Genomic DNA, 14,136 nt, shown 5'->3' with positions numbered 1-14,136 from the left:
AATTTATGCATCAAAGTCTTCAGTATCCTCAAAGTCTATTTCTTCTTCATAGACTATGTCTTCTTCGAAATCTATGCTTTCTACTACTTCAGCTTCTTCTATTGCTATCGGTTCTACTTCTACTTCTACTTCTACTTTTTCGAAATCGTCTTCGATTTCTTCTATTATATGATTTTCTTCCATCTCTTGGATATTATCTATAATGTCTAACTCAAATTCACCAGTAGAGTCATCTACATCTAAAGATTCTCTAACTTCTATTTCCTGGTCTTCTTCTGTTAATACCTTTACATCTAAGCATAAACTTTGAAGTTCTTTTATAAGAACCTTAAATGATTCTGGTATTCCTGGTTCAGGGATATTCTCTCCCTTAACTATTGCTTCGTATGCTCTAACACGTCCTACAACGTCATCAGACTTAACAGTAAGTATCTCTTGAAGTATGTGAGCAGCTCCGTATGCTTCTAAAGCCCAAACCTCCATCTCTCCAAATCTTTGTCCACCAAATTGTGCTTTACCACCTAGTGGCTGTTGAGTAACTAATGAGTATGGTCCTGTACTTCTTGCATGTAACTTATCATCAACCAAGTGATGTAGTTTCAGCATGTACATGTATCCTACTGTTATTCTATTGTCAAAAGTATCACCTGTTCTACCATCGTATAAAGTTACTTTTCCATCATCTGGATATCCAGCTTTTGTTAAAGCACTTCTTATGTCTGCTTCTTTAGCTCCATCGAATACTGAAGTAGCAACATGCCATCCTAAAGTATTGGCTGCAAGTCCTAAGTGGACTTCTAACACCTGTCCGATGTTCATACGAGATGGTATACCTTGAGGGTTAAGAACTATATCAAGAGGAGTTCCGTCTTCCATAAATGGCATATCTTCTTCAGGTAATATTCTAGAGATAACCCCTTTATTACCATGACGTCCAGCCATTTTATCTCCAACTTTTATTTTTCTCTTCTTAGCTATATAACATCTAACTAATTCATTAACACCAGGAGATAAATCGTCTCCATTTTCTCTAGTGAATATCTTCACATCAACTATTATACCAGATTCTCCATGAGGAACCTTAAGTGAAGTATCTCTAACTTCTCTAGCTTTTTCTCCAAATATAGCACGAAGTAATCTTTCTTCAGCAGTAAGCTCAGTTTCTCCTTTTGGAGTTACCTTACCAACTAATATGTCTCCTGAATCTACTTCAGCACCTATTCTTATTATACCTCTGTCATCTAAGTTCTTTGTAGCACTTTCTCCAACGTTTGGTATATCTCTAGTTATTTCTTCTGGTCCTAATTTAGTATCTCTAGCTTCTGATTCATATTCTTCAATATGAATTGTTGATAATCTATCTTCTTTAACTAATCTTTCGTTAATTAAGATGGCATCCTCGTAGTTATAACCTTCCCATGTCATGAATGCTATAAAACAGTTTCTTCCTAATGCTACTTCACCTAAGTCTGTAGCTGGTCCATCTGCTATTACGTCACCCTTTTCTATGCGATCTCCTCTTTCTATTATAGGAGTTTGGTTTATACAAGTACCTGAGTTAGAACGTTTAAATTTAAGTAATTTATATCTATCTCTATTTCCATCTTCTCTTTTTATTACCATTTCATCAGCTGTTACTCTTTCAGCTATACCTGAATTCTTAGCAACTACAACTGCTCCTGAATCTTTAGCAGCTCTATACTCAACCCCTGTACCTATAATTGGAGCTTCTCTTCTCACTAAAGGTACTGCTTGACGTTGCATGTTTGATCCCATCAGCGCACGGTTGGCATCATCATTTTCTAAGAATGGTATCATAGCTGTTGCTATAGAAACAACTTGTTTTGGAGAGATATCCATAAAATCAACTTTGTTAACTGAAACTAATTCTACTGCACCGTTCTTAGTTCTACACACAACTCTGTTGTTTACAAAAGTTCCATCTTCTTCTAATGGCTCATTTGCTTGGGCTCTTATGAATAAATCTTCTTCGTCTGCTGTTAAGTACTGTATTTCATTAGTAACTCTTCCAGCTTCTTTGTCTACTTGTCTGTAAGGTGATTCTATGAAACCAAACTCATTTATTTTAGCATAAGTACTTAATGAGTTTATAAGACCGATGTTTGGTCCCTCTGGAGTTTCTATAGGACACATTCTACCATAGTGAGAATGATGTACGTCACGCACTTCGAATCCAGCTCTTTCTCTTGAAAGTCCACCTGGTCCTAATGCTGATAATCTTCTCTTATGAGTTAATTCAGATAATGGGTTTGTTTGGTCCATGAACTGAGATAACTGAGAGCTTCCAAAGAATTCTTTTATAGCTGCAGAAACAGGTCTTATGTTAACTAACGCTTGTGGCGTTATAGCTTCCATATCCTGAACTGTCATTCTTTCTTTTATAACTCTTTCCATTCTTGAAAGACCTATTCTCACTTGGTTTTGTAATAACTCACCAACTGATCTTATTCTTCTATTTCCTAAATGGTCTATATCATCTATATTCCCTATTTTATGGAATATATTGAATTCATAACTTATAGAAGCGATTATATCATCTAATAATATATGCTTTGGTATAAGTTCTTTTATTCTAGATTTTATAGCTTCTTTTATTTCTTCTTCGTCACTATACTCTTCTATTATTTCTTTTAAAGTTGGATAGTGAACTTTTTCTTTTATATTTAATCCGTCTATATCAAAGCTAATATGAGATTTGATATCTACAAAATTATTCCCTATAACTTTAACAGTTTTTTCATCACCCATTAATAAAGTAACGACATTAATGCCTGAGTTTTGTATATCTTTAGCTACGTCATAACTTATTTTGTCACCAGCTTTAACGAATACTTCACCAGTTTCTTGGTTAACTATATCTTCAGCTGATACTCTATTCATTATTCTGTAACATAGAGCAAGTTTTTTGTTAAACTTATATCTACCTACTTTAGCTAAATCATATCTCTTTGGATCAAAGAATAAAGCATTTAATAATGATGATGCACTTTCTACTGTAGGAGGTTCACCTGGTCTTAATTTCTTGTATATCTCAATTAAACCTTCTTCAACTGTAGTAGTGTTGTCTTTTTCTAAAGTTGCAGCTAATCTCTCATCTTCACCTAGAAGATCAATTATTTCTGCATCCGTTCCTATTCCTAAAGCTCTTAATAAAACCGTAACTGGTTGTTTTCTAGTTCTATCAACTCTTACAGATATAATATCATTAGAATCAGTTTCGTATTCTAACCATGCACCTCTGTTAGGAATAACAGTAGATGATATTAATCTTTTACCTGTTTTATCTCTTTCTTGGGCATAATAAACGCCTGGAGATCTAACTAATTGACTTACTATAACTCTCTCAGCACCATTAATTACAAAAGTTCCTCTTTCTGTCATTAACGGGAAGTCTCCCATGAAAACTTCTTGCTCTTTGATTTCCCCAGTTTCCTTATTGATAAGTCTTACTTTAACTTTTAGAGGTGCACAATATGTAGCATCTCTATCTTTACATTCTTCTATATCGTATTTAGGTTTATCGTCTAAAGAGTAATCAACAAATTCTAATATAAGATTACCTGTATAATCTTCTATTGGTGAAATGTCCTCAAATACTTCCTTTAAACCTTCTTCAATAAACCACTTATATGAATCTACTTGTAGTTCTATAAGATTTGGTACATCAGCTATTTCCTTTATCTTAGAAAAGCTCATTCTAGTTCTTTTACCTATCGTGACAGGATGTGGCATTCACTTTTCACCTCTCAATAATTAAAAATAAAACCATAGTTTATTCTAACGCATCTAACAATTTTATCATAATGTCAAGTATTTTTCAATATGTAACTTGCATCTAATCTTTTTATTTCACTTTCGATACAAAATATGCATTATTTATTATGCACAAAATACCAATGTAAAATTCTTTTTTTTCACATATTTTCTTATTACATAAAAAAAGAAGTCAAAAGACTCCATCTATTCAAGTTAATATATCTTTAAATATGTTGTTCAACATCTTATCTATTATAAATATATAACTTAATTTTATAAAAATCATTTAGAATAAAAAAGATGTCCCTTGGGACATCTTTTTAAAGAAAACTACTTAACTTCTACTGAAGCACCTGCAGCTTCTAATTTTTCTTTCATTTGCTCAGCTTCTTCTTTAGAAGCTCCTTCTTTAACAGCTTTAGGAGCGTTATCAACTACTTCTTTAGCTTCTTTTAATCCTAATCCAGTTATTTCTCTAACAGCTTTTATAACTCCAACTTTTGAAGATCCACAGTTAGTTAATATTACATCAAACTCAGTTTTCTCTTCAGCAGCAGCACCTGCAGCACCAGCAACCATTACTGGAGCTGAAGCAGATACACCGAATTTTTCTTCAGCAGCTTTAACTAATTCGTTTAATTCTAAAACTTTCATGTTTTCTATAGCTTCTAATATTTGTTCTATTGTCATTTTAAGCACCTCCGCATTTTTTTTCGTTTTAATAATATTAATGTAAAATTATATAATAATTTTCACTAAATTGACAATTAAGCTTCTTGTCCTTCAGCTTTCTTAGCTATTGCATCTACTAAGTATGCAAAGTTTGATACTGGAGCTTTTAAGCTTCCAAGTAATTTAGCAAGAAGAACTTCTCTTGATGGTATGTTAGCGAACTCAACTATTTGAGTTTCGTTGTAGAATTCTCCTTCTACTACACCCATCTTTAATTGCATTTTTGGATGAGAATCCATAAATTCTTTTAATATTCTAGCTGGTGCAACAGGATCTTCGTATCCGAATGCTATCGCATTAGTTCCAACTAATAACTCGTCATTGAATTGTTCTATACCAACCTCTTTAGCAGCTCTTCTTACTAAAGTGTTTTTGTATACCTTATATTCAACACCAGCGTCTCTCATTTTCTTTCTTAGTTCAGTTACTTCTTCAACTGTTAATCCCTTATAGTCAACTATAACAGCAGCACAAGATTTTTGTAACTTCTCAACTATTTCAGTAACAACGTGTGATTTAACTTCTATAGCTTGTCTCATCTAATTGTGCACCTCCTTCACCTAATAGGTTTAGTATTCGCCGCAATCTCATTTAAAAAAGCTTCTGAGTCAAAATAAGACAACAAAAGCTTTAGTAATTTCAATTTATCTAAAACCTCGGTAGGAATTTTAAGCTTTACAGCACCTACTGTCTACGGCAAATCTATTCTTTTTTATATCAACAAATGTTATATTAACATTTATGATTATCTATGTCAACAGTTTTATTATTCTGCTATTCTAGCTGGGTTTATTTTAACACCAGGTCCCATAGTAGATGTTACTGCAACACTCTTTAAGTATTGTCCTTTAGCAGCAGATGGCTTAGCTTTTATTATAGCGTCCATTAATGCAGCAAAGTTTTCAGTTAATTTTTCTCCACCGAAAGATACTTTTCCTACTGTAACGTGAATTATATTAGTTTTATCTAATCTGTATTCAACTTTACCAGCTTTTATTTCATCTATAGCTTTAGCTACATCGAAAGTAACAGTTCCTGATTTAGGGTTTGGCATTAAACCTTTAGGTCCTAATACTCTACCTAATCTACCTACTACACCCATCATATCTGGAGTAGCAACTATTACATCAAATTCAAACCAGTTTTCACCTTGTATTTTTTGAACTAAATCTTCAGCTCCTACAAAGTCAGCTCCAGCAGCTTCTGCTTCTTTAGCTTTTTCACCTTTAGCAAAAACTAAAACTCTTTTAGTTTTACCAGTTCCGTGAGGTAATACTACCGCACCTCTTACTTGTTGGTCAGCATGTCTTGAGTCAACACCTAACTTTATGTGTGCTTCTACAGTTTCATCAAACTTTGCAGTAGCAACGTCTACAACTAATGATAATGCTTCTGTAGCATCATATAACTTAGTTCTGTCTATTTTACTTAACGCTTGAGCGTATTTTTTTCCTACTTTAGCCATTTTAAATGTCCTCCTTGTGGTTTTATTCGGTTTATTAAACCTCCCACTTCTATAAAGAAGTGTCTAATTATTTTAATTAGTCTTCTACAACGATACCCATACTTCTTGCAGTACCAGATATCATACTCATAGCAGTTTCTACTGATGCAGCGTTTAAGTCTGGCATTTTTAATTCAGCGATTTCTCTTATTTTAGCAGAAGATAAAGTTGCAACCTTCTTCTTGTTTGGTTCTCCAGAAGCTGAATCTAAACCAGCAGCTTTCTTTAATAATACTGCAGCCGGTGGAGTTTTTGTTATGAATGAGAATGATCTGTCTTGATATACAGTTATAACAACTGGTATTATCATTCCAGCTTGATCTGCAGTCTTAGCATTGAATTCTTTTGTGAATCCCATTATGTTAACACCGTGTTGTCCTAATGCTGGTCCAACTGGTGGAGCTGGAGTAGCTTTCCCTGCAGGTATTTGTAATTTTATTTGACCTATAACTTTTTTAGCCATTTGCGGACCTCCTTATTTTGTTTCTATAATTAATATAGCAATTAAATTTTTTGTATGCTATCGAACTCTACAACAAATAGAGTTTTCTTACCGAATGCATCTATACAAACTTTTGTTTCTTTTGTCTCAAGGTTGATTTCTTCAACTGTACCTATTTGTCCACTAAATGGACCCTTAGCAACTTCTACAGTATCCCCTATTTCTAGATCGATATTGTTACTCGCTATTTTAGGTTCAGTTAATTCTATCCCCATAGTTATAACTTCGTCTTCACTTAACGCTACTGGCTTAGACCCAGGTCCAACAAATCCAGTAACACCCTTAGTATTTCTTACGACATACCAAGATTCATCAGTTATTACCATTTTAACTATGACATAACCAGGAAACACCTTACGTTGTCTAGTTTTTTCTTTTCCTGTTTTAGTAGTTTCAACCACATCTTCAGTTGGTACAACCACTTGAGTAATGTGATCTTCCATACCTCTTGTTTTGACAGCTTTTTCTATGGTAGCTTTAACTTTATTCTCATGTCCTGAATAAGTATGTACAACATACCATCTTGGTTCTTGTAATTCCGACATATTATTTTCTCCTTTTTGTCTATTTTAGTATCAGCCCTAGTGCACCAGATAATACACTATCTAAAACCCACACTAATATAGTAGATGAAATAACTACAGTTAAAACCACCCCTGTATTTTTAAGTAATTCTTGTTTTGTTGGCCACGAAACTCTTTTTAATTCTTGCTTAGTCTCTTTTGTATATGAAATTAAACTGAATCTTTTTTTAGTTTTTATGCCTTGATTTACTTGGGCAGCCACTCACACTCACATCCTTATAAAAAACTATTTTGTTTCTTTATGCGCAGTATGCTTCTTACAAAATCTACAGTATTTTTGTAATTCTATTCTGTCTGGGTTATTCTTCTTGTTCTTAGTAGTATTGTAGTTTCTTTGCTTACATTCTGTACATGCTAAAGTTACTTTAACTCTCATCTGCTACACCTCCAACTTTGTTAATACAATAATATATATTATTAAGATAATACCTCAATTAGTATCATTAAGGTACTATTACCTTCCTGAGTATTACCTTGTATAAGTTATCACAAAATAATAGTCGTGTCAATGTTTTTGTAGTTTTCAAGTTAAAAAAAGAGGAGTATAATCCCCCTCTTTTATCTATTGATTAATCGTATATAAGAAATTACTCAACTATAGAAGCAACAACACCTGATGCTACTGTTCTTCCACCTTCTCTTATTGCGAATCTTAATCCTTCTTCAACACATATTGAGTTTATTAACTCAACTGCCATAGTTACGTTATCTCCTGGCATTACCATCTCTATTCCTTCTGGTAATTTACAAGCTCCTGTAACATCTGTTGTTCTGAAGTAGAACTGTGGTCTGTATCCATCGAAGAATGGAGTATGTCTTCCACCCTCTTCTTTTTTAAGAACGTATACTTCTGCCATGAATTTTGTATGTGCTTTAACTGTTCCTGGCTTAGCTAATACTTGTCCTCTTTCGATTTCGTTTCTTTGTACCCCTCTTATTAATGCTCCTATATTATCTCCAGCTTGTGCTTGATCTAATAATTTTCTGAACATTTCTACTCCTGTTACTACCATTTTTCTTGGCTCTTCAGATAAACCGACTAATTCAACTTCATCTTGAACCTTTAATACTCCTCTTTCTACTCTACCTGTAGCAACTGTTCCTCTACCTGTTATAGAGAATACATCTTCTACTGGCATTAAGAAGTTTTTATCAACATCTCTTTCTGGCTCTGGTATATAAGTATCTATTTGCTCGAATAATTCTATTATTTTATCTCCCCATGTAGAAGAAGTATCTTGTAATGCCATTAAAGCAGATCCTTGGATTATTGGAGTGTCATCACCTGGGAATTCGTACTCGTTTAATAAGTCTCTTACTTCCATTTCAACTAACTCTAATAATTCTTCGTCATCTACTACGTCACATTTGTTTAAGAATACCACTATGTAAGGTACCCCAACTTGTCTTGATAATAGTATATGCTCTCTTGTTTGAGGCATTGGTCCATCAGTTGCTGAACAAACTAATATAGCACCATCCATTTGAGCTGCTCCTGTTATCATATTCTTAACGTAGTCAGCATGTCCTGGACAGTCAACGTGAGCGTAATGTCTGTTTGGAGTTTCATACTCAACGTGAGCTGTTGATATTGTGATTCCTCTTTCTCTTTCTTCTGGAGCTTTATCTATATTAGCGAAGTCTACTGCTTCTCCTAATTGATATCTGTCGAATAACGTTTTAGTTATTGCAGCAGTTAATGTAGTTTTACCATGGTCAACGTGTCCTATAGTTCCTATATTAACGTGTGGTTTATTTCTTTCAAATTTAGCTTTAGCCATTTTGAAATACCTCCTGTTTTTATGATATAAATTAATACGCTTATAATAAGCTTATTGTAAGTATTTTACTATTAATCATTTCTGTTTTCAAGATGTTTTTCTAATTTTCTCTTAACTCTCTGAAGAGCATTATCTATTGATTTTACATCTCTTTCAAGCTTGTCCGCTATGTACTGATATGACTTTCCATTTAAGTACAGCTCTAGTACCTCTTGTTCTAAGTCACTTAACAATTCATTCATTTTAGATTCAATGCGTTTTAACTCTTCCTTACTTATTATCAATTCCTCTGGATCAGTTACTATACTCGTAGCGATTATATCCAAAAGTGTTCTGTCTGATTCTTCATCGTATATAGGTTTATTTAAAGACACATAAGAATTAAGCGGTATATGCTTTTGTCTTGTTGCCGTCTTTATAGCTGTTATTATTTGCCTCGTTATACATATCTCAGCAAAACATTTAAATGAATTAGTCTTGCTTCCATCAAAATCTCTAACCGCTTTATAAAGTCCTATCATACCTTCTTGAATTATATCTTCTTTGTCTGCACCTATTAAAAAATATGACTTCGCTTTAGCTTTTACGAAGTTTTTATATTTTGTAATAATGTATTCTAGTGCTATTTTATCCCCATCACTTGCTTTTAATACTATCTCGTATTCATCTTGCTGACAATTGTCTATTAACTCATATCCTTTATCATTAGCTACCAACATGTATATCTCCCCCATAAAACATTTTCATAGCTATATTATAAACCAATGGATGTAGTAGTTTCAATGCATTCTACGAATGTTCTCAAGTTTCGACAATGTTTCTTTATCTAACCTTTCTTCTAACCAATTTCGCTGAATTTTTTTAGTCTCACTACTATTTTTTTGCTTCATCCTATTTTTTGCTTGGTCTAAGTCTAATTTTAACTCTCTAGCCGATATTCTACTTGCACCTTTTCCTAATATTATTTGTTGTTCTGCATAATCATTAGTGGCAACTTTCACATCGTCATATTTAGATAATGAGGTAATAAATTTTTCTATGTAACTATCTGCTGTCTGATGTTCTCTTGTGTAAACTACAGTTATATATTTTCTATTCTCTACAGTTTCTCTACTATTCTTAACATTATAAGCATCAAAAACCACTATAGCTTTTCTTCCTGTGAATTCAGCATATTCAATAATAACATCTATCAATTTCTCTCTAGCATCTTCTAAATCTGTCTTAGCTATATATTTTAACTCATCCCATGCATTTATAATATTGTAGCCATCAACTATCAGATAACTTTTTATATTCCTTCTCATTAATTTACTTTAGACCTGATCTTTGCTTGAATATCTCATAAAGAAGAATTCCACCTGCTACAGATGCATTTAATGATGTTACATTCCCTATCATAGGCATTTTAACTGTAAAATCACAATTTTCTTTAACTAATCTAGATATCCCAAATCCTTCGCTTCCTATAACTAATCCTAATGCTCCTGTAAGGTTTTGTTTATAGAAAACTTCTCCGTCCATGTCTGCTGCTGCTATCCATAGTCCTTCTTCTTTTAATTTTTTTATAGTGTTTACTATATTAGTAACCTTACAAACCGGTACGTATTCTATAGCGCCTGCTGAAGCTTTAACTACAGTTGGAGTTATATGTACAGATCTTCTCTTTGGTATTATTACACCATGAGCACCTACTGCATCAGCTGTTCTTATTATTGTTCCAAGATTGTGAGGGTCTGTTATTTCATCTAATATTATAAAGAATGGATCTTCCCCTTTTTCTTTAACACTTGCTATTAAATCATCTAATTCATGATATTTATGTTCACTTACTTGTGCCATAACTCCTTGATGTGAGTGGCTAGTACTTATTTCATCTAATTTATTTCTATCAACATATTGTATTATTATATTTTTTTCTTTAGCCATACCTATTATTTTCTTGATAGAACCTTCTTTAGCAGAATTTGCTACCATTATCTTATCTATTTCTCTGTCATTTTTTATTGCTTCTATTACTGGATTTCTTCCTTCTATTATTGCCAATTCTTCCACCGCCTACAAATTCTTAAATTTTTCTCTTATGCTAGGCATCTTGCCGCATGTCATATTTCCTTCAGGACAAGATCCTTTTACACAGTTAGGTCCACTATTTTTAAATAATATTGGAGCTGCTTTTTTTAACTCTTTTAACATCTCTGTTGCTAACTCTCTTATTTCCCATTGTGCTCTTTCACAACATCTATGATCTAGGAAGTTATATAAACTTCTTGTATTCATAGTAAATACCATTTTAGTTTCACAAGCATTTGGGAATACATATCTAGCATCTTCTATTGCCTTTTTTTCAGCATCTCTTTTAGCTTCTTTTTCATTTTTTCCATTTTCTATTAAATTATTATAATGTTTTTCAAATAATATATCTACTAACTTGTCATATACTTCTTGATCTTTCTTCATTGAATCTATAAATAGTTCTCTAGCTTCTTTTATTTCATTTATTTCCTGAGGAATTATGTATTCAAATTGATTTAACTTTACGTATCTTTGACTTTGTTGAGAGTAACTAGCTATTCTGTGTCTAACTATTTGATGTGAACAAGCTCTAGATATCCCTTCTACGGCAAATGTAAATGAAACATGCTCTAAAGGAGATTCATGACCTATGTTTATTAACATATTTAAGAATTTGTTAACACTTTCTTCTGTCAAATTTTCTTCTATTTCTTCAACTCCAACACTTGAGTAACACAATTTAGCAGCCATAGATATAACTTTTTCTGGCTCCGGTGTATGAGATAATAATTTTACTTTCATTCTCTAATCCTCTCTCTCTTCATAATTTATAAATTATATTATACATCACTTATAATATAATTTATAATAACACTATTTTTAAATTTAGGTGTAACTTATTTCAATAAAAATATATTAATTTTAATGCTATAAAAAAGTATTGCTTATCATAAGCAATACTTTTTTATTACATGTTTTTTTCTATTATTTTTATACCTTCAGTAATTATATACTGTAGTCTTTCATGTTCATTTCCTAAATGCAAGTATCCAACTAATGCTTCAAATCCAGTTGCTTGTTTGTAATCTATCATATCTGCATTTTTAGGAGAAGTATGTGATTTTTGATTTCTTCCCCTTTTGTAAATTCTAAGTTCTTCTTCTGTTAATTGTTCTTCTATTTCATGCATTATACTTGCTTGAGCTTTTGCCTTAACATATTTAACTGCTGACTTATGAAGATCATTAACTTTTTTATTTATATTTTTTGTTATTAAGTATTCTCTTATTTGTGTTTCATATACAGTGTCTCCTATATAAGCTAACACTAATGGAGACATAGTAATCAATTCTATTTTATTCATAATTATGCTCTTTTCCACTTAGTTCCTTGTCTAGTATCTTCTAAGATTATGCCTTTGTCTAGTAATTCTACTCTTATGTTATCTGCTAATTTAAAATCTTTGTTCTTCTTAGCATCTACTCTTTTTTGTATAAGGTTTTCTATTTCCTCATCTACTATATCTTCATTTTTCTTATTTACTATGTTTAATACAGAAGTTAATTCATTAAATTCTTCTAAACATTTTTTAGCAAATTCTAAAGAAGAATTTTCATCTATATTAGAATTTATAAATTTAGATAATTCGAATATAACACTTACAGCATCTGCTGTATTTAAATCATCTTCCATAGCACTTATAAATTTAGCTCTATAAGTGTTTAATTCAGTTTCAAGATTTTTTTCTGTTTCAGATATATTAGATTCTTTTAAGTTATTTATAGTAAACTCTAATTTTTCTTTTGCATTGTATAATCTTTCAAGTCCAGCTTTAGCTTGTGCAAGCATTTCATCACTAAAGTTAACTGGATTTCTATAATGAGCTGACAACATAAAGAATCTAACTATCTCTAAGTCATATGCTTTAGATATATCTCTTACTGTGAAGAAATTCCCTTTTGATTTACTCATTTTTTCATTATTTATATTTATATAACCATTATGAACCCAATAATTAGAGAATGTCTTTCCACTTCTAGCTTCACTTTGTGCTATTTCATTTTCATGATGTGGGAATGCTAAATCTTGTCCTCCAGCATGTATATCTATAGTTTCACCTAGGTATCTATTAGACATAACTGAACATTCTATATGCCATCCTGGTCTACCTTCTCCCCAAGGACTTTCCCATCCTGGTTCTCCATCTTTCTTTGACTTCCAAAGAACAAAGTCCATTGGATGTCTTTTTTGATCATTTACTTCTATTCTTGAACCAGCTTCTAAGTCATCTTGATTTTGTTTAGAAAGCTTTCCATATCCTTCAAATTTCTTAGTATCAAAGTAAACATCTCCATTTACTTCATATGCATATCCTTTTTTCTCTAATTCCTTAACAAAATCTATTATCTGTTGTATATTATCTGTTACTCTAGGATGAACATTTGCTCTTTTTATTCCTAGTCCATCTGCATCTACAAAGTATTCATCTATATACTTATTTGCAACATCTTCTGGAGATATTTGCTCTTCGTGTCCTCTTTTGATTATTTTATCATCAACATCTGTAAAGTTTTGTACATATGTAACATCATAACCTCTGTACTCTAAATATCTTCTTAAAGTATCAAATATTATAAATGGTCTTGCATTTCCTATATGAATATAGTTATATACTGTAGGACCACACACATACATTTTTACCTTTCCTTCTTCTAATGGTACAAATTCTTCTTTTGATCTAGTTAATGTATTATATAATTTCACACTCATCACCTCACTGATTGTTATATCTTTTAATAAATATTCTATAATATATTATAGTTTAAAACACACACAATTAATAGTATTAGTATTATGTCCTCTTTATTAAAATTAATTTTATTCTTCCAAAAATGAAATTTTATTTGAACTACATATTTCAAAAGTCTCTTTAGTTATTATATCTTCTTGTTTTAGTTCCTCAAGTATATTTATATACTCGCTACATAATTCTTTTAATTCTTTTTTGACATCATCTATGCTACTATACATAATTATCCCCCTTATATTAAAACCAATCCAATCTATTTATAATAGTTATTTTTCTAATCAATATTTTTCTCTGTGTTAATATATTACATTAATTAATCTAAATTCCTTTACTTAGCCATCTAAATGTTTTCATCAAAAAACTACACAAAAGTTTAATTCACTAATTAATGATAAAATGTAACAAATATTATGATATGTAAGATGGACAAC

Annotated in this window: 16 protein-coding genes and 1 other annotated feature; all 16 genes read right to left on the bottom strand. The window is 31.7% G+C overall.

Annotated elements, in window-relative coordinates; translation table 11 throughout:
- Positions 1-3: 3 nt before the first annotated feature.
- The 16 genes from rpoB to QOZ84_RS15240 all read right to left on the bottom strand — a co-directional run bounded on the left by rpoB (position 4) and on the right by QOZ84_RS15240 (position 13,926).
- A complete protein-coding gene (rpoB, locus tag QOZ84_RS15315) occupies positions 4-3,753 on the bottom strand; it encodes a DNA-directed RNA polymerase subunit beta (protein WP_284133799.1) in 3,750 nt (1,249 codons plus the stop codon).
- A gap of 354 nt (positions 3,754-4,107) precedes the next feature.
- Positions 4,108-4,467: a 50S ribosomal protein L7/L12 gene (rplL, locus tag QOZ84_RS15310; RefSeq protein ID WP_284133798.1), complete on the bottom strand. Its 360-nt coding sequence runs from the start codon at positions 4,465-4,467 to the stop codon at positions 4,108-4,110.
- 77 nt (positions 4,468-4,544) lie between these two features.
- Positions 4,545-5,048 carry a 50S ribosomal protein L10 gene (gene rplJ / locus QOZ84_RS15305; RefSeq protein WP_026899721.1) on the bottom strand — a complete coding sequence of 168 codons (504 nt, stop codon included), beginning with the start codon at positions 5,046-5,048 and terminating at the stop codon, positions 4,545-4,547.
- Between the two features lie 45 nt (positions 5,049-5,093).
- Positions 5,094-5,224: a sequence feature (ribosomal protein L10 leader region), on the bottom strand.
- 51 nt (positions 5,225-5,275) lie between these two features.
- Positions 5,276-5,974, bottom strand: a complete 699-nt coding sequence (rplA, locus tag QOZ84_RS15300) for a 50S ribosomal protein L1 (protein WP_284133797.1) — start codon at positions 5,972-5,974, stop codon at positions 5,276-5,278.
- Positions 5,975-6,050: 76 nt separating this feature from the next.
- The gene (rplK, locus tag QOZ84_RS15295) at positions 6,051-6,476 is read right to left on the bottom strand and encodes a 50S ribosomal protein L11 (protein WP_284133796.1); all 426 of its coding nucleotides are present in this window, start codon (positions 6,474-6,476) and stop codon (positions 6,051-6,053) included.
- 41 nt (positions 6,477-6,517) lie between these two features.
- The gene (nusG, locus tag QOZ84_RS15290; protein WP_284133795.1) at positions 6,518-7,060 is read right to left on the bottom strand and encodes a transcription termination/antitermination protein NusG; all 543 of its coding nucleotides are present in this window, start codon (positions 7,058-7,060) and stop codon (positions 6,518-6,520) included.
- A 19-nt stretch (positions 7,061-7,079) separates the two neighbouring features.
- Positions 7,080-7,301 (bottom strand): preprotein translocase subunit SecE, encoded by a 222-nt coding sequence (gene secE / locus QOZ84_RS15285; RefSeq protein WP_284133794.1) that lies wholly within the window; start codon positions 7,299-7,301, stop codon positions 7,080-7,082.
- 24 nt (positions 7,302-7,325) lie between these two features.
- On the bottom strand, positions 7,326-7,475 hold the full coding sequence (gene rpmG, locus QOZ84_RS15280; RefSeq protein WP_021121979.1) for a 50S ribosomal protein L33: 150 nt from the start codon (positions 7,473-7,475) through the stop codon (positions 7,326-7,328).
- A gap of 211 nt (positions 7,476-7,686) precedes the next feature.
- Complete coding sequence (gene tuf / locus QOZ84_RS15275; RefSeq protein ID WP_284133793.1) at positions 7,687-8,880, bottom strand: elongation factor Tu; 1,194 nt, start codon at positions 8,878-8,880, stop codon at positions 7,687-7,689.
- Positions 8,881-8,951: 71 nt separating this feature from the next.
- A complete protein-coding gene (gene sigH, locus QOZ84_RS15270) occupies positions 8,952-9,599 on the bottom strand; it encodes an RNA polymerase sporulation sigma factor SigH (RefSeq protein ID WP_026899726.1) in 648 nt (215 codons plus the stop codon).
- A gap of 60 nt (positions 9,600-9,659) precedes the next feature.
- A complete protein-coding gene (locus QOZ84_RS15265; protein ID WP_284133792.1) occupies positions 9,660-10,187 on the bottom strand; it encodes an NYN domain-containing protein in 528 nt (175 codons plus the stop codon).
- Between the two features lie 4 nt (positions 10,188-10,191).
- On the bottom strand, positions 10,192-10,926 hold the full coding sequence (gene rlmB, locus QOZ84_RS15260) for a 23S rRNA (guanosine(2251)-2'-O)-methyltransferase RlmB (protein ID WP_284133791.1): 735 nt from the start codon (positions 10,924-10,926) through the stop codon (positions 10,192-10,194).
- A gap of 12 nt (positions 10,927-10,938) precedes the next feature.
- Positions 10,939-11,697 carry an FAD-dependent thymidylate synthase gene (gene thyX, locus QOZ84_RS15255; RefSeq protein WP_284133790.1) on the bottom strand — a complete coding sequence of 253 codons (759 nt, stop codon included), beginning with the start codon at positions 11,695-11,697 and terminating at the stop codon, positions 10,939-10,941.
- Positions 11,698-11,863: 166 nt separating this feature from the next.
- Positions 11,864-12,259: a Mini-ribonuclease 3 gene (locus QOZ84_RS15250; RefSeq protein WP_036767155.1), complete on the bottom strand. Its 396-nt coding sequence runs from the start codon at positions 12,257-12,259 to the stop codon at positions 11,864-11,866.
- Positions 12,260-12,261: 2 nt separating this feature from the next.
- Positions 12,262-13,659 (bottom strand): cysteine--tRNA ligase, encoded by a 1,398-nt coding sequence (gene cysS / locus QOZ84_RS15245; protein ID WP_284133789.1) that lies wholly within the window; start codon positions 13,657-13,659, stop codon positions 12,262-12,264.
- 114 nt (positions 13,660-13,773) lie between these two features.
- A complete protein-coding gene (locus tag QOZ84_RS15240) occupies positions 13,774-13,926 on the bottom strand; it encodes a hypothetical protein (protein WP_284133788.1) in 153 nt (50 codons plus the stop codon).
- Positions 13,927-14,136 lie beyond the last annotated feature (210 nt).

It is taken from the genome of Romboutsia sedimentorum, assembly GCF_030131845.1.
In the GTDB taxonomy this organism is placed as follows: Bacteria; Bacillota; Clostridia; order Peptostreptococcales; family Peptostreptococcaceae; genus Romboutsia_D; species Romboutsia_D sedimentorum.
Note: the sequence above shows the minus strand (reverse complement) of the source record. Positions and strands in the feature narration are given on the sequence as shown.

Excerpts from the sequence above, each read along its gene's own strand:
- rpoB (WP_284133799.1), bottom strand. The coding sequence starts at position 3,753 with ATGCCACATCCTGTCACGATAGGTAAAAGAACTAGAATGAGCTTTTCT.
- rplL (WP_284133798.1), bottom strand. The coding sequence starts at position 4,467 with ATGACAATAGAACAAATATTAGAAGCTATAGAAAACATGAAAGTTTTA.
- rplJ (WP_026899721.1), bottom strand. The coding sequence starts at position 5,048 with ATGAGACAAGCTATAGAAGTTAAATCACACGTTGTTACTGAAATAGTT.
- rplA (WP_284133797.1), bottom strand. The coding sequence starts at position 5,974 with ATGGCTAAAGTAGGAAAAAAATACGCTCAAGCGTTAAGTAAAATAGAC.
- rplK (WP_284133796.1), bottom strand. The coding sequence starts at position 6,476 with ATGGCTAAAAAAGTTATAGGTCAAATAAAATTACAAATACCTGCAGGG.
- nusG (WP_284133795.1), bottom strand. The coding sequence starts at position 7,060 with ATGTCGGAATTACAAGAACCAAGATGGTATGTTGTACATACTTATTCA.
- rpmG (WP_021121979.1), bottom strand. The coding sequence starts at position 7,475 with ATGAGAGTTAAAGTAACTTTAGCATGTACAGAATGTAAGCAAAGAAAC.
- tuf (WP_284133793.1), bottom strand. The coding sequence starts at position 8,880 with ATGGCTAAAGCTAAATTTGAAAGAAATAAACCACACGTTAATATAGGA.
- sigH (WP_026899726.1), bottom strand. The coding sequence starts at position 9,599 with ATGTTGGTAGCTAATGATAAAGGATATGAGTTAATAGACAATTGTCAG.
- QOZ84_RS15265 (WP_284133792.1), bottom strand. The coding sequence starts at position 10,187 with ATGAGAAGGAATATAAAAAGTTATCTGATAGTTGATGGCTACAATATT.
- thyX (WP_284133790.1), bottom strand. The coding sequence starts at position 11,697 with ATGAAAGTAAAATTATTATCTCATACACCGGAGCCAGAAAAAGTTATA.
- QOZ84_RS15250 (WP_036767155.1), bottom strand. The coding sequence starts at position 12,259 with ATGAATAAAATAGAATTGATTACTATGTCTCCATTAGTGTTAGCTTAT.
- QOZ84_RS15240 (WP_284133788.1), bottom strand. The coding sequence starts at position 13,926 with ATGTATAGTAGCATAGATGATGTCAAAAAAGAATTAAAAGAATTATGT.